Genomic DNA, 19,524 nt, shown 5'->3' on the forward strand with positions numbered 1-19,524 from the left:
CTGAGAGCCACGTGCCGCGCTCCATCATGCGAAAGCGCGCGATTCTGACGTTTTGAGACGGCGTGCGACCGAGGGCGTGGCCCACAGGAGCCAGCGCGAGCCGGACGACCTGCGCGCCGCAATCTCCGCCACCTTACGGGTTCTCCAGGCCAGACCGAGCATCGCGGCGTGGCTGCGCAGGTGCAGGTGCAGGCCAAGGTAGCAGTGCGCCACGACGCGGCCCGACTCATGGGCACGCCACGCAACTCGCGATCGCTTCGCAAGAAGCCGCAAGGCCCGACTCGCGCAAGAATGCGACGTGGGCAAGATCGTATAGCCAGCAGCGCAAGCGTTTGCCGCTGCTGGCCGGCTCCGGAAGGGATAGACAAGCTGCGGGCCGTAGTCCATTGGAAAGTCCATCTTTCTTGAGTGTCACTCTTTGGCGCCCAGCGTGTGCTTTTGCGACCGGAAAGCGCTGAACAAGTGGCCCCCGGGCATCCAGAAATCGCCGTAGTTGACTTGGGCGTCTTCGTGCTCACGCTTGTGATGCCAGCGATGGGCTTCAGCCACCCCGATCAACAATCCCAACGGCCCGACCCGGTATCCCAGATTGGAGTGCTGGAAGGCCAGATGCACGACCAAGAAGCCGAGCCATGCGCCGACGGCCAACCACAGCTTGGAACGCCGCTACTGGCTCAACGGGGAGTGGAAAGGCCGCCCGCCCTCTAGCAAGGCGGCACAAGCGAGCGCGACGATCACTGTGAGTAGCTCCGTCGGAAAAGACGGCCGGCCGGTCGCGAGCTCGCCGAAGAGCACAACCGCAGTGGCGCCACGGATCAGTGGATAGCAGCCATACCGGATGACAGTCGCAATGAAGGGGGCGCATTGGTGCTCATCTGTTCTGTCCTAAAGCTCTGACTGGATTGGAAAACCTTCTAGCTACGGTAGAGTCAAGGGCGTCCGGGAAGACCCTGTGGCAAGTTCGTTGCATCTGCGCCTTGACTCTCCAGCCGCTACAGGCTTCAGCATCCATCGATTTGGAAGGAACAATGCATGGCTGAAAACCACAGAAATCACGAAAACGACGAGTTGGGCCGCCTAGATGCGAGCGATGCGAAGGACCGAAAGATTCTTCTGACTGTGTTGCTGATCAACCTGACGCAGTCCGCCGCCGGCATTGCCCTTGGCATCTGGGCTGGCTCTACGGCGCTGATGGGCGCCGGGTTGGACAACCTCGCCGATGCGTCGGTCTATGCGGTTAGCCTGTATGCCGTCGGTCGTGCGGCAACGGTCAAGGTGGGCGCGGCCCGCTTGTCGGGTTTCTTGCTAATCGGCCTGGCCGCGCTGCTGCTGTTGGAAGTCCTACGCCGCTTCGCTGGAGGGGAAGAGCCTGTCGGCCCAGCCATGATGGCCATGGCCGCGCTGAACGCGGCTTTGAACCTAGTGTGCCTCAGACTACTGCGCCGCCATCGCGGGGAAGATGTGAACTTCAAGGCGTCAGCGATCTTTACCAGCAACGACTCCATCGTCAATGGTGCGATTGTGCTGTCCGGGGTGCTGGTGATGGGGTTCGGGTCGAACATCCCGGATCTGGTGCTGGGCGTCATCGTGGCCGCAATCGCAGCGAATGGGGGGCGGGAAATCCTGCGCGAAGCATCGGAAACAGCTCGCCGTAAGGCGGGCACATAAGGCATGTTTTCGCCCAGTTCATCCCGAGGTTTACCTCTGCAAAAGAGGTAGTCCAGCCTTTGGGCTACGGCCTCGGCTGCAGCCGAGCGTACCATTGGCGATGGCCGCGCGATAGGCGGGCATGCCGTTCTCGACCTCCGTCTGCCGTACAGCAGCGGTGCGCAAGGTTGAGGGTGCATGTCGTCTCTCCTGTTCGTGTGGCCCAGGCCAATGGCCGGGCCGGGACGTTGATGGGCAGGAGAATGGCGCCGAAGGCCCAACGGCCTTCGGCTCGGGAGAAAAGAGGAACCACCCGTGGGCTGATTGGCAGGCCCGGTCGTCGCTAGAACCGTCTGCTCATCAAGCAATCACACCCGGCCCATGTCGTGGCTGGGGCCGGCATCGTCTGGCGCACATCCGCGCACAAAGGGAGCCCGTTTTTGCACCGGCGGGCACCGGCACCGATTACCGCTGACCACGAAGGGTCTCCCGGTGGCTCGTGCAGCCTGGCAAGCCACCGGGAGACCCTTCGCAGAGGGCGGAAGAAACGCAGATCAACAGAACGCGCGTGGTGCGGCTCGCAGAGAAGCTACCTTCAGGTCCCGCGGCCGGGGACGGCTGGGCGGGACGCGCACACGGATCAAGAAGGCGTTGCGCGCTGGGCGTCCCGCAGGGCATGCGGCGGAGTGCGGGACAGGGGCCACGCCGCCGAAGGCGGGCACGGCTCACGGGGAACGGGGGCGGTCAGGAGCCTTTGCGGCCGCTACGGCGCGGGCGCGAGGCGCCGCGCTTGGAGCTGCCGGATTCGACTGGCAGCGTGCCTTTGCAGTCCGGGTAGCGGCTGCACGACCAGAACGGGCCGCTCTTGCCGCTGCGCTGGCGCGTGGGTGCGCCGCACTGCGGGCATGCCGGCCCTTGGGGAACCTTGATGGACAGGGAGGCGCTGCCGTACTGCGCAATCAACTGCGAAATCCACGCGGCCTGCTTGCCGATGAACACGTCCAGGGTGAGCTGTCCGGCCTCGATCATGTCGAGCGCCTGTTCCCAGACGGCGGTGGTGCCAGGGTCGGCAATCGCCGCAGGCACGGCATCGATCAAAGTGAAAGCCGCATCCGAGGCGCGGATGGCGCGCCCCTTCTTCACGAGGTAGCCGCGAGCGATCAGGCCGCCGATGATGTTGGCCCGCGTCGCTTCGGTGCCGATGCCAACCGTATCCTTGAGCTTCTGCTTCAGGCGGGGATCGGACACCAGCTTGGCGACGCCTTTCATGGACTTGACCAACTCGCCTTGCGTGTACGGTTTGGGCGGCAGCGTCTTGAGTGCCTTGAGATCGACGTCGGCCACCTGGCATGCCAGGCCCTCATACAGTTTCGGCAGCGCGGGCAGCACCTGGGCGCGGACCGCAGTATCGCCCTCGCCATCACCGTCTTCGGCCTGCGGCTCGGCGAGCACCTGGCGCCAACCCGGGATGACAACCTGCTTGCCCGTGGCCGCCAGGTTCTGCCCCCCGCACGAAAACTTGGCCACAGTGCGGTCGAACTCGTGGTGAGGGAGGAACTGCGCCAGGTAATGCGACCGGATGAGCCTGTACACGGCCAGTTCCTTCTCGCTCATGGCGGAGAGCTTCGCCGGTTCGAGCGTCGGGATGATGCCGTGGTGCGCCGTGACCTTGCCATCGTTCCAGGCGCGCGAGCGCTGCGAGCGGTCGAGCTGGCCCATGATCGAGCGCAGCGAGGGATCGGTCTTGAGCAGGCTGTCGAGAACGGTGGGCACTTCGGCAAACATGCTCTCGGGCAGGTAGCCGGAGTCCGAGCGGGGGTACGTCGTGGCCTTGTGCGTCTCGTACAGGGCTTGGGCAATCTCCAAGGTTTCCTGCACGTCCAGCCCAAGCTGCTTGGAACACACTTCCTGCAAGGTGCCCAGGTCGAACGGCAGCGGCGGGCCTTCGCGGACACGCTCAGTCTCCACCGACACGACGTGGGCACTGCCCGCAGCGCGGATCTGCTGCATGGTCTGCTGTGCGACCGGCTGCCGCAGGCAGCGGCCTGCGTCGTCGGTGCACGCATCGGGTGGAACCCATTGCGCGGCGAAAGTCGAACCGCCTGCGAACAGGGACACGGCGATGGCCCAGTATGGTACGGACACGAAGCGCGCGATCTCGCGGTCGCGGTCCACAACGAGCTTGAGCGTCGGGGTCTGTACGCGGCCGACCGACAGCACGCCGTCGTAACCCGCCTGTCGCCCCAGCACCGTGAACAGCCGGCTCAGGTTCATGCCCACGAGCCAATCCGCACGGGAGCGCGCCAGCGCCGAGTGGTACATCGAAAGCGTCTCGGCCGAAGGCCGCAGCTTGCCCAGTGCCGCCCGAATGGACGCATCGTTGAGCGCCGACAGCCACAGGCGTTCGATGGGGCCGCGGTAGCCGCAAAGCTCCACGATCTCGCGGGCGATCAATTCGCCCTCGCGGTCGGCATCGGTGGCGATAACCAGGTGAGTCGCCTTCGCCAAGAGCGCCTTGACGACCTTGAATTGCGTGGCGGTCTTCGGTTTGACCTCGACCCGCCAGTGCTGGGGAATGATGGGCAACTGCTCAACGGACCATCGTTTGAGCTGCTCGTCGTAGGCCTCGGGCGGCGCCGCCTCCACGAGATGGCCGATGCACCAGGTGACCGTGACGCCGGAACCGTTGAGGCAGCCTTCACCGCGCTGCGTGGCGCCGAGAATCCGGCCAATGTCTTTGCCCTGGGAGGGCTTCTCGCACAAGAACAGCCGCATATCCGTCCATCCCGATTCCTGTTGTTCATGGAGTTGCTGGGATCGAGGATGCCGAGCGCAGCCCCTGGCAGCAGCAAACAAGCCGCATGCGGCAGCGACCGCTTTCACGCCGATGAAATGGCGAGTGCGGGGAAGGTGCGTGGCCGGAAGTGTGCGGGCCGAGAGCCGCGATTTCCGGGAGCGCGCGTGGAACTCGGTGGACGTTGGTGGAGCTATCCCCTGGGGATAATTCGCAGCGCATGGAGGGCGGCGAAGCACTGCGGCAGCCGCCCTCCATGCCCGATCACTTCCTGCGCTTGGTCTCTTTCGGCGCCGTCGATTCCTGGGTGGCCTGGGGCTTCGGCTCTGCCTCCTGTGGCTTCGGGCTGAGGGCCACAGACTCGATGCGGTACGGCAGGATGCCGACACTGCGCGCGTTGACCTGCCAAGTCTCACGCGGCTGATCTTCGTTGTCCGTCCAGGGGTCGCGCTCCATGCGGCCGACGACCAGCACCCGCATGCCCTTCTGGTAGAGCTGCTGCCAGCGGTCGGCGTCGTGGTGCCAGAGTTCCACCGGCGCCCAGAAGCCGCCGCGGTCCTCGAACTCGCCGCCCTTGGTGGGGACGGGGTTGTCGAAGTACACGTTCAGCCGGAGCAACCGGCGAGGATCGTCGTTGCCATTGGGGAATTCGCGGTACTCGGGAGGCGATCCGATGTTGCCCTCGCCGATGAATTGTGTGCTCATGTTGGAATCTCCGTGGTGGTTGAAATACCCGTGCCTCGTTGGGCTCGGGCGCGTGCTCGGATGGCAGGCGCAATCACCGATCGCGCACTGCGGCAGGAACGGACGCGAGCCGGCGCAGGTAGGTGTTGTCCGCCTGCGCGGCCTTGCTGGCGCATTCCTGTGCTTGCCTGCCCAGGGTGTGCAGCAGGCTGATCTGCATGTTCAGCATGACGCGCTGCAGTTCGATCTCGTGCAGGTCGTGCAGCAGGTTGACCGGCGTGCTGGGGCTCGCCATCAGCTCCTGCCACAACGCCACGCCCATGGCCGATCGATCGTGCTTGCGCCAGCGAAGAAAGGTCGTGCCTGCGCCAGTGGTCTGCTGGGCCAGCTCGACGGGAAGCAGGTGGAAGGGATGCCCGCACGCCTGTGGCAGCACCTGTCGCTGCGCCAGGGCAATCAACTCGTCGCGCATGGCGAAGCACTGGCTGGCCCAGGCCTCGAAGTCCCCTTTACCTTTAAAAGGCTTTAAAAGGCCTTTTAGAGAGGCCGCGTGTTCCAGCCGCATGAAGGCTGGCTGTTCCAGACGACGGAAGTAGCGCGGTTCGCGGTTCGGGTCGCTCATGCCGGTTCGTCCTCGCCGGCGGCTGTGGACTTGGCCTCGGCCGAATCGGCGGCAGCGCCTTCGTCGGTGGGAGATGCGGCTGCGGCAGCGCTATCACCACGCTGTTGCAGACCACGGCGCACGACGGGCGGCGCAAACTTCGAGCGGCGCATGCCTTCGAGCACGTCCTGCGGCAGTTCGCCGAACTTCTCCAATGCTGCCCGAGCTGCGGCGTTCTTGGCCGCGAAGTCGTCGCGGGTGCAGCCCGAGTAGCGGTATTGCTGGGCCAGGCTGAACAGGCTGCGCAGCGCGTGGGCACCTTCGTTGAGCCAGCGCTCCAACGTCGAGCGATCGATCAGCGCGGTGTGGTGGGCGAGGATCAGCTTGCGGGCGATGTCGTCGTAGTCGGCCAGCAGATAGACGGCGGCAAAGCCGAGCTGCGCGTTCACGAACAAGGGGAGCTTCACCGGCTGCACGTTGAGGTTCTCACCCAGGCTCAACGCCGCAGGCACGCCGGCCAGTGCCTGGTCAACCTGCTCGCGCAGCGATTGCAACGTGGTCCTGGTCTGGTCGAGCTTTTCCTCGATGCGCAACATCCACCAGTCGCTGTACGGGTCGTCCTGCTCCGAGCCGCGCTTCATCTTGTTCATCACGGCGATGTAGCCGTTCAGGCCGACGATGCCGGGTCGCCCCTCGGCGGCGGCGCGGCCATGCCAGATGCGCGAGGCGTGGTGGGTGTGAAGCGTCAGCGACATCGCGCTGCGCAAAGAGCCGAGATTGAGTTGCAGAGGTTCGTTGGTTGCCATGGCGTCCGCTCGCTTGGGAAAAGGAGCGGTCAGGATCGGCACGCAACGGAAGGCAGTCAGTCAACAAACCGAAATGAACCGGGACCCGGTTGTCGTGGCAGCGGTGGCCTGTGACACGAGCTATCCCCAGGGGATAGCTCCATCGAAAGCCATGGAGCGCTGCTCGCGCAAATGGTGCGTGCGCTCATGCAACCGACGCCATTACGGCCCCCCTGGACCGAAGTGCCATGCCGTGCCTGTCGGCGTTACAGCTTGTAGTACATCTATCCCCTGGGGATAGCTCTACTGACGGCCATCGACGTCTGCTTCACGCCCTTGTCGCTCGTCGCGCTCAGCTACTGCGCAGAAGGTCGCGCAGCCGGTCAATGTGCTGCCGGGCCACCTCGGGTGGAACCACATTGCGCGGTGGTTCAGGCGGTGCATCTCGTGCAGGGGCAGGTGGCGGTGCTGACCCGGCTTGCTTGGCCCAGGCGTTGAACTCGCCACGGATGGCGCGCTGGATGATGCCGAACAGGTAGCCTGCCGGGTTGCGGATGGTGCTGCCGCGACAGCGATCCGCCCATTCGTCCAGCACGGCCTGGCGTAGCGGAGCATCGACCTGCTGCAATGCCACGATGGCGGCGGCCTGCTGCTCTTCCTTCAAGCCGAGAAAGCGATCAGGCAGGCGAACTCCTGGCATCGCACGCGCCTGCCCACGCTCACGCGCGGTAGTACGTACTTCATTCATACGACTACTACGTACAGTACGGTCCTGCTTCGGATTCCGAAGAGCGCCGTCTGACGCGGGTTTCGGCCCTGCTTCGGAATCCGAAGAGGGGTCATCAGAATTCCGAAGAAGGCTCGGCGCCCCTTCTTCGGAATCGTGAACCCTATCCTTCTGTGGATAACTCTCCTGCGACCCAATGCCCTGGCTCGCGAGGCGTTCGGCAAGGACCTGCAGCCGCGAGGGCAACGTGCGGCCAGACAACAACGGGTCTTCGGCGATTTCCTTGAGGGTGTGCAAGCCCACGACCTGGACGGCCTTGGCCGAATGGCCCAGGGCTTGGCTGACGAGCTCCAAGTAGTCCGGGTCGAGCTGCATCGCCTCGAAAGGCGTCAGGGGCTCATCGTGCAGGACGTAGAGGTTGCCGAGGATGCGCCCGGTCTTGGGGTCACGCCTGCGGCGCACGAGACTCAACCAGCGAGTCAGGCGCAACAGCGTCAGCGCCCGTGCCACGGTCTCGTGAGAGGCCTGTCCGGCGCAGGGCATTGACGCGAGCCACGGGCGAAGTTGCTCATACGTCGGAAACGCCGTGACCCCATCCTCGTTGAGCATCATCCGAAAGACTTGCCAGGCATTGCGTTCCAGCGGCGTCAGGCGTCGGTCCAGGAACAGCCGTCGCGGCACGCTCTCGTGCCGATTGCCGCTGAACAGAAAACCGTCGCCGGTTGCGGAGACAGGAGATGTTGCGGATGCGGGAGCTGGCGCGGACGCGGGCGGGCGAGGTTTCGGTGCAAGGTCTTTCAGCGCGCTGTCGAACAGATCAGCGAGGGCGACCGGGCCTTGGCGTGGTGCTCGTGGTGCAGCGTCGTCCACGGCCATGACTCAACCCAATCCCTGATCGATCCAGTTCTTGATCGCAGCCCAGACCACCGACAGCGGCAGTTCCATGCCTTCGGCGAGGTCCATTGCCGCATCAAGAACCGAGGTCTCATCCTCCAGCTCGACATTCCTGCTGCTGGTCACGGCCTTCCAGCGTCGCCACAGCTCGGTGTCCTGCTCCTCGTCCAGAACCGGATGGCGCCCCTTGCGTTTGGGCAGGCCGAGAACTTCACGCCGTAGCGCGACTTCCTGGTGCGTCAGCCCATAAAAACGGCTCGCCATTTCCGTACTGGCCCCCAGGCGCAACATGCGATCGACGGTGGCGATCTCCTTCTCCACGTCCTGCGCCTGTTTGAGCAATCGCCGGAGCACTTCCCGGTTCACCGAGACAGAGCACCACGAGACGCTGGCATTGGCCAGTACGCTGATCAGCGCCGGATGCTTGAGCGCATCCAATTCTTCCTCACCGAATCCCATCGCCTTGCAGCGGCGCAGTTGCCCGTTGCGCAGATCGTAGAGCGCCTGCGCGATGACGGCCTGGTTGAGTGGGTTAGGTGCGGACATGCGGGCCTCCCTCGCTCAGGTCCCAGGACCGAGAGCGCCGGCTTCCAGATCCAGCAGGCGCCGGGCCAGCCGCAGCAGACGAAACAGCTTGACCAGCGCGGTGTCGCTCAATCGCCGGGCCCCGTCGGCATGACGTTGGCCTTGGCCGTGCAACAGCGCTGGCAGGTCGGTGACGAAGTGCCCGCCGTCCAAGCCCACGTCGGCCGACTGCTGACCGGCCAGGGAAACCAGCAGCGCGAGCACGGCACGTGCGAGCGGCGACGAAACCTGGGTCGGGGCACGACACGCGAACCCGATGCCATCTGAACGATCCTCGACACACGCGTCCAGGTCGACCTCGCCCGCGATCTCGCGCGCGAACTGCGCGATGTGGACGCGCAGGCGGCCGGGTGCGTCGAGACCTGGGTCGATATGCCAGATGTCCGAGATGGGATAGAGGCCACCGGCCTGCACGGGAATCGACTGCAGCACGTTGGCCGAGAAGTCGGGCGGAAGCGCATCGCCCAACTGGTCGGCGACCATGCGCTGGATGGACTGGAGCCGCTGCGTCGTGGGTGCCGGAGAGACGATGTGCTCGTCAAGTAGATCGCCAGCCGCTGCCGCAGGGGTGGCTGCGGATGCCTCACGCGGGGCCGCATCGTCCTGGGGCCTTGTCGGCGCGGCGGCAGAGTGGCCTGCAGAATGTGCTGCTGTGGCGGGGGACGGTGCCGGTTCAATCGGCGGCCGTGCGATGGCCCCAGGCTCAGGCAATGCCGGCGGCGCCGATGGCGGGGTTGGGTCGCTGACCAGGGCGCGGTGGCGGCTCTCGGATTCGGTCAGGTCCAGGGCAAGCACGTCGTAGTCGATGCCCAGCAGCTCGGACATCTGACCGATCAACTCGTCCTGCACACGCTGCGGCGAGAACTCGTCGGCCTGGGTATCGAACTGCGACAGCACTTCTTGGAAGAAACTGTCGAAGTCGAGCGGCAGGGAGCGGCCCTTGGCATAGTGCTCCCACGTGCGCTCACTGGCCTTGCGCATGACCGACAGCCGCTCGACCTGGTGGCGACCGAGGCCACCATACAGCACGGTCGGGATCGCAGGCAGCAGGTAGCGCACCGCATCGGCCATGCGGCTGATGTGTGACTGCTGCACGGGGAAGCCGTCGGCGCCCAAGCGACGGGCCAGCTCGGACTGGCTCAAGGTCGTGCTGCTTTCCGCTTCATAGAACTCGCGCGCCTTCTCGACGCCGAGGGCGCGCTCGATGAACGTCAAGCCGCCACGCAGTTCGTTCTCGGCGAGGTGCCCGGTCAGCGCGACGATCTCCCCGCGCGCAGGCCACGGCCGGAACAGGCACGATATGCGGAAGAAGCGCTCGTCCTTCGTTTCTGTCCAGAGTTCGCGCAGGATCGCCAGCCTGGTGTTGCCGCCGTTGCGGATGATGTAGTGCGCCTCGCCAGGACGGCGTGTGATGGCTGGCGCCGCATCCAGGCCGCGCTCGCGGATGGAGGCCTTGATTTCATCGTAGGCCGAGTTGCGCTTTTTGCGGGGATCGTGGTCGTAGGGCCGCAACTGGTCCAGCGTCACGACCATCGGCGTGTCGGCGATGGGGTCACTCAAAGCCGTGGCCGATGGCCCACTGCGCTCGAACCCGGCGGCAAGCAGCTTGCCGGCCATGTCCTGGGAGGTCATCTCAGCCATGGCCGCATCCCTCGGCGTTGGCGGGCCGGGCCATGCGGGCCTCGCGCTCGGCTCGGCGGATCTGCGCACGGGCATTGAGGTCTGCCCGGTAATCGCTCGCTGTCGAGCTGGTGTAGATGGCGGCGCAGCCGGTCTTGGTGAATTTGAGGTGTCCACCCCGAGTACGTTTGACGTGCCAGCCTTCGCTCACCGCAAACTCGATCAGGGCGCGCAGTCGCTTGTGGCCACGGGACAGTTCATGTGCGCTCGCCACGGGACCTCCCGGTTTCAATAGAACGTGGAGGACGGCCGGACACGCGGGCGAATCTGTCTTGCCACTGCGGGAACAGTTCGCCGGCGAGCGTGCGCATGGTGTCGAGCGCAGCGGGCGCAACTCTGCCTGGTGGCTGTCGATACTCGACGCGATGCACCGGCATGCCGCGGGTTGCAGCGCGCGGATAGGCTTCGATGGCCGGCACGTCGGTGCCCAGCACGCGGATGCCCGTGTGATCCTGAAATAGGTCGTGCAGCGCCTGCTGGATCATGCGTGCGTTGGCGGACACGGGGTGGACACGATTGATGAGTAGGTGCAGCGGTGGCGGTTCGATGCCAAGGTGCCGATACGGCGCGATGTCCTCCAGCAACTGCATGGTGCCGCGCCGCAGTTCGCGGGCCGCAAGGATTTCCGGGGTCACGGGTGACAGCGCCAGGCCGGAGGCGAGCACCGCCATCTCCAACAGCACCGAGCGCGCGCCTTGGGTGTCGATTAGCACCAGGTCATAGAGCGGCGCCAGCGCCGGCAGCAGGTGGCGCAACCGCAGGCGCCCGTCTGGCGCGTGCAGCAGCAAGGTGTTCAGTTCACCCCGGTGGTCGTTCGAGAGCACCAGGTCCAGGCCCGCGATGATGGTGCGGGACACGAGCTGGTCGAGACCGCGCTCGTTGAACGCCAGCAGCTCATAGATGCCGCCGGGCGCGCGGTGAGCCAGATCGTAGTAGGAGGACAAGGTGGGCTGCACGTCGAGATCGAGCAGCAGCACGCGCAGCCCCGCGTCCGCGGCGAGCCCGCCGAGGTTGGCGGCCGTGGTCGTCTTGCCGACGCCACCTTTCGTTGAAATGATGGATACGACCTGCATGGCGCTCTCCGTTTGGCGATGGGAAGTCCGAGGGGGAGCGAGTCAGGTGCGGTTGTTAAGGCGTTCGGCGATCCACTGATCGATCTCGACCGAATCCCAGCCCACCGCGCGCACGCCAAGGCGCAACGCCTGTGGAAACTGGCGCTTCTTCATCAGGTTGTAGATGTGGGCGCGTTTGAAGCCGGACTTCGCTTCAACTTCATCGAGCCGCAGGATGCGGCGCTCGTGCGGTGGCAGTACAGGTACTTGCGACATGGCGGTCACTCCTGAACGCTCAGTGGCGTTTGTTGGCGTGACCTCTATTCAATAGACATGGCTGCAAAAAGACATTGCAAATGCAATCTCCGAGACTGCACATACAAGATGGAAGAATTCACGCGGCTGCGCTACGCACATTCTTCCTGGCGTTGGCGAACTTGCCGTTCAAGGTTCGCTCCGTGATGCCCATGGTGCCGCCATAGTGGGCGAGCAATGCGGTGACGATTGCCTCCTGCGTCTTGAAGCTGGAGTACGGCACACCCGATGGGGATTGACCCAGCATCAGCGTCAGCATGCCACCGATGATGTTCAGGTACGTGGTCTCCGCTCGATCACTGATCGCGCACTGCTTGGATGCCAACAGCACCGCGGACTGCTTGAGCAAGGCTTCGTGTTGCGCTTGAAGTTTGCGCATCTCACGCCGGCTATGGTCCAGCGCGGCCTGCAGAGCCTGCCGTTCCAGCAGGATTGCCTGTCCTGTTTCCAGGGTGATGGAGGGATGCGCCATGCGCTCGCTGCGGCTGAACAGGAATCCGGGTCGATGCTCAGGATAGTGAGTGCGCATCCAGCGTTTCAGATCGACGTGGCGGATGGTCAGATCGGGTGAACTCACCAACTCTGGGTCATTGAGCGTGATCCCGTTCTTGCCAAAGGGCAGTTCCGAGTTGAGGATGCCGTCGTAGATGCGTTCCGAGTACAGCCGACACTCGTTCCATCGCGGGCAGTCCAATGTCTGCGGCAGGCACCGCGGTGATGCGATCGAGGCGAGGATCGACGCCTTGTACCGCAACAACCCAGCCCACCGTATGGCAGCTTCGATGGGACGATAGAACACCTTTGATAATGGTGGCTCCTTGTGCATGTTTTCGTCTCCTTTCGGAAGCGCTACATCACCGGCTCCTTTCTCGCCCTGCCAAGGGCTGTTGTGTCGTTATGCCTGTGGCGGATGCCAGGGACGAATGCCCCGGAACGTGGGCGGACGAGATCATGGCATCCGCCACAGGTGGCCCTCTCTTGCTCAATGTGCAAGAATCGACCAGTTGCCGGCCCGTCGAGTAACAAGGAAGAAGCACGCTCGACAATGGCGCTCACGGTGCCAGCGTCATGGGGTGCGTCAGGCGTATCAAGACCGATTCGCTATGGTCTGATATCCCTACGGTTTCACAAGTCGCGCTGGGGCGCAGTCGTTGCTCAACGTCCAGAGGGACGCAGAGAAAACCGCGCGTGTGATGCTTGTTCTGGCATCCTGATATATCGACATAGCATCCAGCGATCCTGGGCTGTGGCCAGTTTGAGGCTGTTGCGCGCCGCTCCCACACGGTCGCCAGCTGACCAGGTGATGTGAACATGCGCCCCATCTTTCCTTGCTCGCCGCTTGGCCTTCATCACGAACAGCCTTGGGCTGTGGTGCGCACGGCATCAAACCAAGCGCGGTCTCAACGTTCGATGCTGATGCCATTCCTGACGCAAGGAGACCTGAGTGTCGAGCGGCGTTGCAGGGGCGGGCCTCTGGTAGCCGTGTATTCTGCGTCGGTTGTCAGGGGATGAAATGGCAGTCCTTGGACGCTGATGGAAGTTGTTGGATGAGTTTTGTTGCCGAGGGCGAAGAACAAGGCTATAATTCAGGCCTTCGCTGCTCACGGCGGCGAAGAATGTGATTGGGAAACAAGGATTTAGCGCCCTAGTGCCTGTCTCGTTTCCCGCTCCAGACATTGCGGTAACGCAGATGCGAACGGGCTGATCGGTGACGATCAGCCCGTTTTGCGTTTGGGACGGATCCTTTGTGCGGATGTGCGGGCGGTTTTGCAGCGCTATAGGGCGTGCGCCATAGCGCTTTCGAAAAAAAAAAGCGGGGCATGGCGCCGCGTATCGGCGGTGTCATGCCCCGCGAGCTGCCTTGGCGGGGAGGATCTCGTTGGTCGTGCGCCGACAGCACCACGGTTCAGTTGTAGGTGCGGGCGTCCTCGATGACCTTGCCGTCGTCGGGCAGCGAGCCCGGGGCGACCAGTTCGATGTCGGCGCGCAGATTGGCGGCGGTGCGGAAGGCATCGGCCAGGCGGCCGCTCAGCCCCTGTTGGTCGGTCGGGGTCTGGGCAGCGCCATTGCCACAGTCGGCGCCCGCCTCGCAGCGCAGAACCGCCAGATCGCGGCCATCGGGATTGGTGACCACCAGCCGGGCGCGGGCGATGCCGCCCACGGTCTTGATCGCCTGGGCCACCTGACCCGGATGAACGAACATGCCGCGGATCTTGGTGGTCTGGTCGGCACGGCCCAGCCAGCCGCGCAGGCGCTGACCAGTGCGCCCGCAAGGGCTGGTGCCGGGCATCAGCGCCGACAGATCGCCAGTGGCAAAGCGCATCAGCGGATAGGCGCCGTTGAAGCTGGTGACGATCACCTCGCCGATCTCACCCTCGGGCACCGGGTCGCCGGTGCCGGGACGGACGATCTCGACGATCAGATCCTCGTCGATCACCATCCCGTCGGAGGTGGGGCCCTGATAGGCGATCTGGCCCAGATCGGCGGTGGCATAGACCTGGGCGACACTGATGCCGCGCTGGCCCAGTTCGGCGCGCAGGGTCTGGGTCAGCGCCTCGCCGGTGACCAGTGCCTTGGTGATGCTGTGCGCGGTCTGGCCAGCCTCTTCCAGCCGCTCCAGCAGCAGCTTCAGGAAGGACGGCATGCCGGTGAATGCCGTCGGGCGCAGATGGGCGATGGCCTGTATCTGCTGTTCGGTATTGCCGCCGCCAGCCGGGATGACGGCGCAGCCCAGTGCCCGCGCGCCGCTGTCGAACATCCAACCGCCGGGCGTGAAGTGATAGGCCAGTGTGTTGTGGACGATGTCGCCCCCCCGGAACCCGGCCGCCCAGCAGGCGCGGGCAAAGCGGTGCGGATCGGTGTCGGCGCTCTGCGGGTCATAGATCGGGCCCGGTGACATGAACAGATGCGCCATGTCGCCGGGTGCCTCGGCCGTGAGCCCGCCGAAGGGTGGCTCGTCTGCCTGCCGGCGGGTGAGGTCGGATTTACGCAGCACCGGCAGGTCCGCCAGGGCCGCGCGGCTGGTCACCGCCAGCGGGTTCACATCGGCCAGCAGCCGTGCCAGCGCCGGCGCCTTGGCCTTGGCCAGAGCGATCTGCGCCGGCAGCCTCTCGAACAGACCCGTCTCCCGAAGCTCGGGATCCATGGTCTCGCGGTCGTCAAAATGGATGCTGTCGGTCATCGTCCTGTACCGGATGCGGGCGCCGAAGGCGGGTCTCGATGGCAGGCAGGGCTGAAGGCGGGGCAGCCGGTCAGCCGATGATCACAGCCAGCGCTTGCGGCGCTTGAACGACTTGATCGACTTGAACGACTTGCGCTCTCCGCCCCCGCTGCCGAGATAGAATTCCTTGACGTCCTCGTTATCCATCAACTCGTCGCGGCGGCCATCCAGAACGATCTTGCCGTTCTCCATGATATAGCCATAGGACGCGTGCTTCAGAGCCTGACGGGCATTCTGTTCCACCAGCAGGATTGTGATCCCCTGGTCTTCATTGATCTTCTTGATAATCGAGAAGACTTCCTTCACCAGCAGCGGCGACAGGCCCATCGACGGCTCGTCCATCAGGATCAGCTTCGGGCGCGCCATCATCGCGCGGCCGATCGCCAGCATCTGCTGTTCGCCGCCCGACAGATAGCCGGCCAGACCGGTGCGTTCCTTCAGGCGCGGGAAATAGTGATAGACCATCTCGATATCGGCCTTCACCCCGCTGTCGCGCCGGGTATAGGCGCCGAGGCGCAGGTTCTCGCCGACCGTCATGTCCTCGACCACGCGCCGGCCCTCCATCACCTGGAACAGCCCGCGCTTGACGATCTCGTGCGGCTCAAGCCCGTTGATCCGCTCGCCCATGAAGGTCACGTCGCCGCGGGTGATCTCGCCATCCTCGCTTTTCAGCAGACCGGAGATGGCCTTCAGCGTGGTCGACTTGCCGGCACCGTTGGCGCCGAGCAGAGTGACGATCTGCCCCTGTGGCACAGTCAGGCTGACACCGTGCAGCACCAGGATCACGTCGTTGTAGACGACCTCGATGTTGTTGACGGTCAGGATCGGCTCTTCCGTGGCGGCAGGCCGGGGGCCAGCGGCCGCGGTGGCGGCGGGTGCTGTCTGGGTCATCGACATCGTTGCGGGTCTCGTGCGGACGGAGGGCGAAGGGCAGGCGGGCGAAGCGTGTGGCTCAGCGGTGGCTGGCAGGGGCCTGTGACGGGTGCCGGCCGCCCGGTCCAGGGGCGGCCGGCACAACTGCCGGGTATTACCAGCCCAGCCATTCAGGCCGGCGGTCGATGCGGGTCTCGGCCAGCCGGTTCATGCTGAACTTGCCGTCCTTCATCTCGCCCTGATAGACGTACATGTCGATGGTCCCGCGATGGTCTTCCTCGGTCCAGGTCGACGGGAAGCACACGCCTTCAAGGCCCTCGGGCACCCAGTCGGTCTTCTGGTACATCGCCTTCTTGATGTTCGGGCCGGTGATGCCACCGTTCTTGTCCGCCCACTCCATGGCTTCCTTCATGTAATAGGCGGTGCAGACGCCACGGACGTAGTGAACCGGCCGATAGTCACCACCACCCGCGATCTCGTGCACCAGCTTCATGCCGGGCACATCATCGTTCCAGGTCGCCGAGCCGACCATCCAGACCACGCCGTTGGCGGCGCTGCCGGCGGCTTCCGCGGCGCTTTCATCGAAGCCCCAGATATTGGCCATGAACTGCGCGGTGACGCCCACGGTCTCGCAGCTTTTCAGCAGCGAGATGTTCGAGCCGGCGGTGTTGCCGAGATAGGCGTAATTGGCGTCGGTTTCCTTCAGCGTCAGGCACTGCGCCTTGAAGTCGGCGGGCGCCAGCGTGTACTGGATCGCCGGCTTCACCTCGAAGCCCAACTCCCTGGCATACTCCTCACCGGCCTTGCGCGCGGCGTTCGGGTAGGGATGGTTGTCGCCCATATGGACATAGATGGGCTTGCCTTCCTTGCCCTGCTTCTTCCAGTCCTCTGCCGCCCACTGCAACATGCCGCGCAGCGCATCGGAATAGGACGCGTTGTAGAAGAAGTTATAGGGCGCCGGGGTCTTGGTGGTCGCGACCTTGCCGGTGGCATCGGTCAGATGCGCCGAATATGAGCCTGAGTAAAAGGGCATCTCGTCTTTGGCCAGGAAGCCGACCAAGGCCTCGGTATCGGCCGTGCCCCAGCCCGCGATCGCGACCGCGCCGAAGTCCGACACCCAGCGCTTGTAGGCGGCGATGGCGCGGGGTGCCTGATAGGAATAGTCGACCGTATCGAGAACGATCTTCTTGCCGTTGATCCCGCCATGAGCATTGATCCACTCGAAGGCATCGATCTTGCCTTCCGAGAACGGCTTGCTGACGGTGGAGGTGGAGCCGGTGTAATCGACCAGATTGCCGATCTTGATCTCGTCGGCTGCCAGAGCCGCAGTTGCGGTTCCGGCGACGAGGGCGGCGGTGAGCAGGCCGGTAAGGGACTTCCTGTGCATTCTTCTCTCCCTGATGACGCGGCGCGTCATTTCGTTGTCGTTGTCTCCGGGCCCATCGGGCGCTGGACCTTGGTGGTCCGTTGTGGCCCGCATGGTGCGGGGCCGGATGACGGCTCCGCGGCTGGTACGGCACATGATTTGCGCGGATCACGCGAATGATAGCGCCGCTGACTGCCGGTGTGCGGGGAATTCGGCGGGGCGACGGGATTTGGACCCGTGAGCCCGGCCGGCCCCTCACACCTCAATACGAGAACGGATAGAGCTTCCAGTAGGCCTTGATCTGCCGCCAGCGATGGGCGAGCCCGTCGGGTTCGAAGATCAGGAACAGCACGATGACCAGACCGATCGAGGCCTCTTTCATGAACACGACATTGGTCATGAACGACTGACCGACGATGCCGGCCGAGCCCAGCCAGGCGACCACGCCTTCCAGCACCTCGGGCAGCAGCACCATGAAGGCGGTGCCCATCAGTGTGCCCATCACCGATCCCAGACCACCGATGATGATCATGCCCAGGAACTGGATCGACAGCAGGATGGTGAAGCTTTCGACCGAGACGAAGCCCAGGTAATGCCCGTACAGCGCGCCGGCGATGCCGGCATAGAACGAGCTGATACCGAACGACATCAGCCGGTACTTGGTGAGGTTGACGCCCATCACCTCGGCCGAGAGGTAATGATCGCGCACCGCCACGAAGGCGCGGCCATCGCGGGTGCGGAGCATGTTGGTGGCCAGCAGATAGCTGAGCACCATGAAGGCCAGCGCCACGTAATAGAAGTTGTGCTCGCCATAGGCCTCCCAGCCGAACAGCGAGAACGATTGGGCAAGCGCGCCGGCCGAGCCGCCGGTGAAGAAATCGGCCCGGGCGAAGAAGTCCTGCAGGATGAACTGCGAGGCCAGCGTCGCGATGGCGAGGTACAGCCCCTTGATGCGGGCCGCCGGGATGCCGACGATCATGCCGATCGCGGTGGTCATCAACCCGGCGAGCGGGATGGCCAGAACCACCGGCACGCCATAGGTGTTGTTCAGGAAGGCCGACGAGAAGGCACCGAAGCCGAAGAAGGCGGCATGGCCCAGCGAGATCTGGCCGGTGAAGCCGACCAGGATGTTGAGCCCCAGGGCGGCGATGCCATAGATCGCGATCGTGATCGCGAGGTTCATGTGATAGATGCTGGCGACCAGCGGAAACAGCGCCGCCAGCACGATACCCAGGATGGCGAAGTTCCGCGACCATCTGGTCGGGAAGATCGTGGTGTCTTTCTTATAGGTGGTCCGATAGTCGCCGCAGGGACGAAGGGACATGCTGCTCATCGCTTCGTCCTCACACGCGCTCGATGTTCTTGGTGCCGAACAGGCCATAGGGCTTGATCATCAGGATGATGATCAGGACGTAGAACGGGGCGACCACATAGAGGTTGCCGAAGTGCAGATACTGGCCGTCGACATATTCCGCCAGATTCTCCAGCACACCGATGATCAGCCCGCCGACGACCGCGCCGATGACCGAGTCCAGCCCGCCCAGGATGACCGCGGGAAACACCTTGAAGCCGAACAGCGACAGACCCGACGACACGCCGTTGACGATGCCCACCACCACGCCGGCCAGTGCCGAGACCATCGCCGAAATCGCCCATGAGATGGCGAACATCTGCTTGACCGACACGCCCAGAGACTGGGCGACCTGCTGGTTGAAGGCGGTGGCCCGCATGGCGAGGCCGATCTTCGAGAACTTGAAGAAATAGGCGAACAGGCCCATCGCGATCACTGAGATGATCAGGCTCATCACATAGGCGGTCTGCACCTGCAGGCCGGCGATGTTGATGGATTCGGTTTCGAAGATCCTGGGGAAGGGCTGCACGAACACGCCGAACATCCACTTCATCATCGCCTGGAAGAAGATCGACAGGCCGATGGTCACCATGATCACCGAGATGATCGGCTCGCCGATCAGTGGTCGGAGCACGATGACCTGAAGCAGAATGCCGAACACCATCATGAAGGCGAGGGTAAAGATGAACGACCAGAAGAACGGCAGCTCCAGATCGGTCATGATCCACCAGCACACCCAGGCGCCGATCAGCAGGAATTCACCCTGCGCGAAGTTCACGATCTGCGAGGCCTTGTAGATCAGCACGAAACTCATCGCCACCACGCCATAGAGCGTGCCGACGATCAGCCCGTTGACCAGAAGCTGGACGAAGAGTGACGAGGTCATGAGGGGTGGGTCTCCTCGCAAGGACGCCTTGGGGGTGCGCCGGGGTCGGATGTGGCGGCTGCGG

At 64.2% G+C, this 19,524-nt stretch carries 19 protein-coding genes; 1 reads left to right on the forward strand and 18 read right to left on the reverse strand.

The features are described from left to right. Positions 1-24: 24 nt before the first annotated feature. Both IEW15_RS26570 and IEW15_RS25795 read right to left on the reverse strand, forming a co-directional pair. The gene (locus IEW15_RS26570; RefSeq protein ID WP_011516992.1) at positions 25-399 is read right to left on the reverse strand and encodes a DUF3703 domain-containing protein; all 375 of its coding nucleotides are present in this window, start codon (positions 397-399) and stop codon (positions 25-27) included. Between the two features lie 12 nt (positions 400-411). After that, on the reverse strand, positions 412-648 hold the full coding sequence (locus tag IEW15_RS25795; protein ID WP_003098970.1) for a hypothetical protein: 237 nt from the start codon (positions 646-648) through the stop codon (positions 412-414). Between the two features lie 384 nt (positions 649-1,032). On the opposite strand from IEW15_RS25795, the gene IEW15_RS06120 reads away from it, so the two are divergent. Next, positions 1,033-1,668: a cation transporter gene (locus tag IEW15_RS06120; RefSeq protein WP_003098972.1), complete on the forward strand. Its 636-nt coding sequence runs from the start codon at positions 1,033-1,035 to the stop codon at positions 1,666-1,668. A gap of 723 nt (positions 1,669-2,391) precedes the next feature. Here the strand turns inward: IEW15_RS06120 and IEW15_RS06125 are convergent. The 16 genes from IEW15_RS06125 to IEW15_RS06200 form a co-directional block, all read right to left on the reverse strand. Beyond that, positions 2,392-4,422: a DNA topoisomerase III gene (locus IEW15_RS06125; RefSeq protein ID WP_003116834.1), complete on the reverse strand. Its 2,031-nt coding sequence runs from the start codon at positions 4,420-4,422 to the stop codon at positions 2,392-2,394. Positions 4,423-4,705: 283 nt separating this feature from the next. Continuing rightward, positions 4,706-5,146, reverse strand: a complete 441-nt coding sequence (locus IEW15_RS06130; protein WP_003098976.1) for a single-stranded DNA-binding protein — start codon at positions 5,144-5,146, stop codon at positions 4,706-4,708. A 73-nt stretch (positions 5,147-5,219) separates the two neighbouring features. After that, positions 5,220-5,747 (reverse strand): DUF3158 family protein, encoded by a 528-nt coding sequence (locus IEW15_RS06135; RefSeq protein WP_003098978.1) that lies wholly within the window; start codon positions 5,745-5,747, stop codon positions 5,220-5,222. Next, positions 5,744-6,532: a PFL_4669 family integrating conjugative element protein gene (locus IEW15_RS06140; protein ID WP_012112316.1), complete on the reverse strand. Its 789-nt coding sequence runs from the start codon at positions 6,530-6,532 to the stop codon at positions 5,744-5,746. Before IEW15_RS06140 ends, IEW15_RS06135 begins: the two co-directional genes overlap by 4 nt. A 331-nt stretch (positions 6,533-6,863) precedes the next feature. Beyond that, positions 6,864-8,114: an STY4528 family pathogenicity island replication protein gene (locus tag IEW15_RS06145; protein WP_012112315.1), complete on the reverse strand. Its 1,251-nt coding sequence runs from the start codon at positions 8,112-8,114 to the stop codon at positions 6,864-6,866. Between the two features lie 3 nt (positions 8,115-8,117). Beyond that, positions 8,118-8,678 (reverse strand): DUF2857 domain-containing protein, encoded by a 561-nt coding sequence (locus IEW15_RS06150; RefSeq protein WP_012112314.1) that lies wholly within the window; start codon positions 8,676-8,678, stop codon positions 8,118-8,120. 15 nt (positions 8,679-8,693) lie between these two features. Beyond that, complete coding sequence (locus IEW15_RS06155) at positions 8,694-10,358, reverse strand: ParB family protein (RefSeq protein ID WP_012112313.1); 1,665 nt, start codon at positions 10,356-10,358, stop codon at positions 8,694-8,696. After that, entirely contained in the window at positions 10,351-10,611 is a 261-nt protein-coding gene (locus IEW15_RS06160; protein ID WP_012112312.1) for a hypothetical protein, read from the reverse strand. The genes IEW15_RS06155 and IEW15_RS06160 overlap by 8 nt, the downstream gene beginning before the upstream one ends. After that, positions 10,595-11,470: a ParA family protein gene (locus IEW15_RS06165; protein WP_012112311.1), complete on the reverse strand. Its 876-nt coding sequence runs from the start codon at positions 11,468-11,470 to the stop codon at positions 10,595-10,597. The genes IEW15_RS06160 and IEW15_RS06165 overlap by 17 nt, the downstream gene beginning before the upstream one ends. Positions 11,471-11,512: 42 nt before the next feature. Further along, positions 11,513-11,725, reverse strand: a complete 213-nt coding sequence (locus tag IEW15_RS06170; protein ID WP_012112310.1) for an AlpA family transcriptional regulator — start codon at positions 11,723-11,725, stop codon at positions 11,513-11,515. Positions 11,726-11,843: 118 nt separating this feature from the next. Next, a complete protein-coding gene (locus IEW15_RS06175; RefSeq protein ID WP_012112309.1) occupies positions 11,844-12,590 on the reverse strand; it encodes a hypothetical protein in 747 nt (248 codons plus the stop codon). A 1,080-nt stretch (positions 12,591-13,670) separates the two neighbouring features. Then, positions 13,671-14,945, reverse strand: coding sequence for a phenylacetate--CoA ligase family protein (locus IEW15_RS06180; protein WP_188575863.1), 1,275 nt, complete (start codon positions 14,943-14,945; stop codon positions 13,671-13,673). A gap of 81 nt (positions 14,946-15,026) precedes the next feature. Continuing rightward, positions 15,027-15,875 (reverse strand): ABC transporter ATP-binding protein, encoded by an 849-nt coding sequence (locus IEW15_RS06185; RefSeq protein WP_229707857.1) that lies wholly within the window; start codon positions 15,873-15,875, stop codon positions 15,027-15,029. Positions 15,876-16,011: 136 nt separating this feature from the next. Beyond that, the gene (locus tag IEW15_RS06190) at positions 16,012-17,244 is read right to left on the reverse strand and encodes an ABC transporter substrate-binding protein (protein ID WP_188575867.1); all 1,233 of its coding nucleotides are present in this window, start codon (positions 17,242-17,244) and stop codon (positions 16,012-16,014) included. A 241-nt stretch (positions 17,245-17,485) separates the two neighbouring features. After that, complete coding sequence (locus tag IEW15_RS06195) at positions 17,486-18,556, reverse strand: branched-chain amino acid ABC transporter permease (RefSeq protein ID WP_188575869.1); 1,071 nt, start codon at positions 18,554-18,556, stop codon at positions 17,486-17,488. Between the two features lie 10 nt (positions 18,557-18,566). Continuing rightward, positions 18,567-19,460 carry a branched-chain amino acid ABC transporter permease gene (locus IEW15_RS06200; RefSeq protein ID WP_188575871.1) on the reverse strand — a complete coding sequence of 298 codons (894 nt, stop codon included), beginning with the start codon at positions 19,458-19,460 and terminating at the stop codon, positions 18,567-18,569. Positions 19,461-19,524 lie beyond the last annotated feature (64 nt).

Source organism: Tistrella bauzanensis (assembly GCF_014636235.1).
In the GTDB taxonomy this organism is placed as follows: domain Bacteria; phylum Pseudomonadota; class Alphaproteobacteria; order Tistrellales; family Tistrellaceae; genus Tistrella; species Tistrella bauzanensis.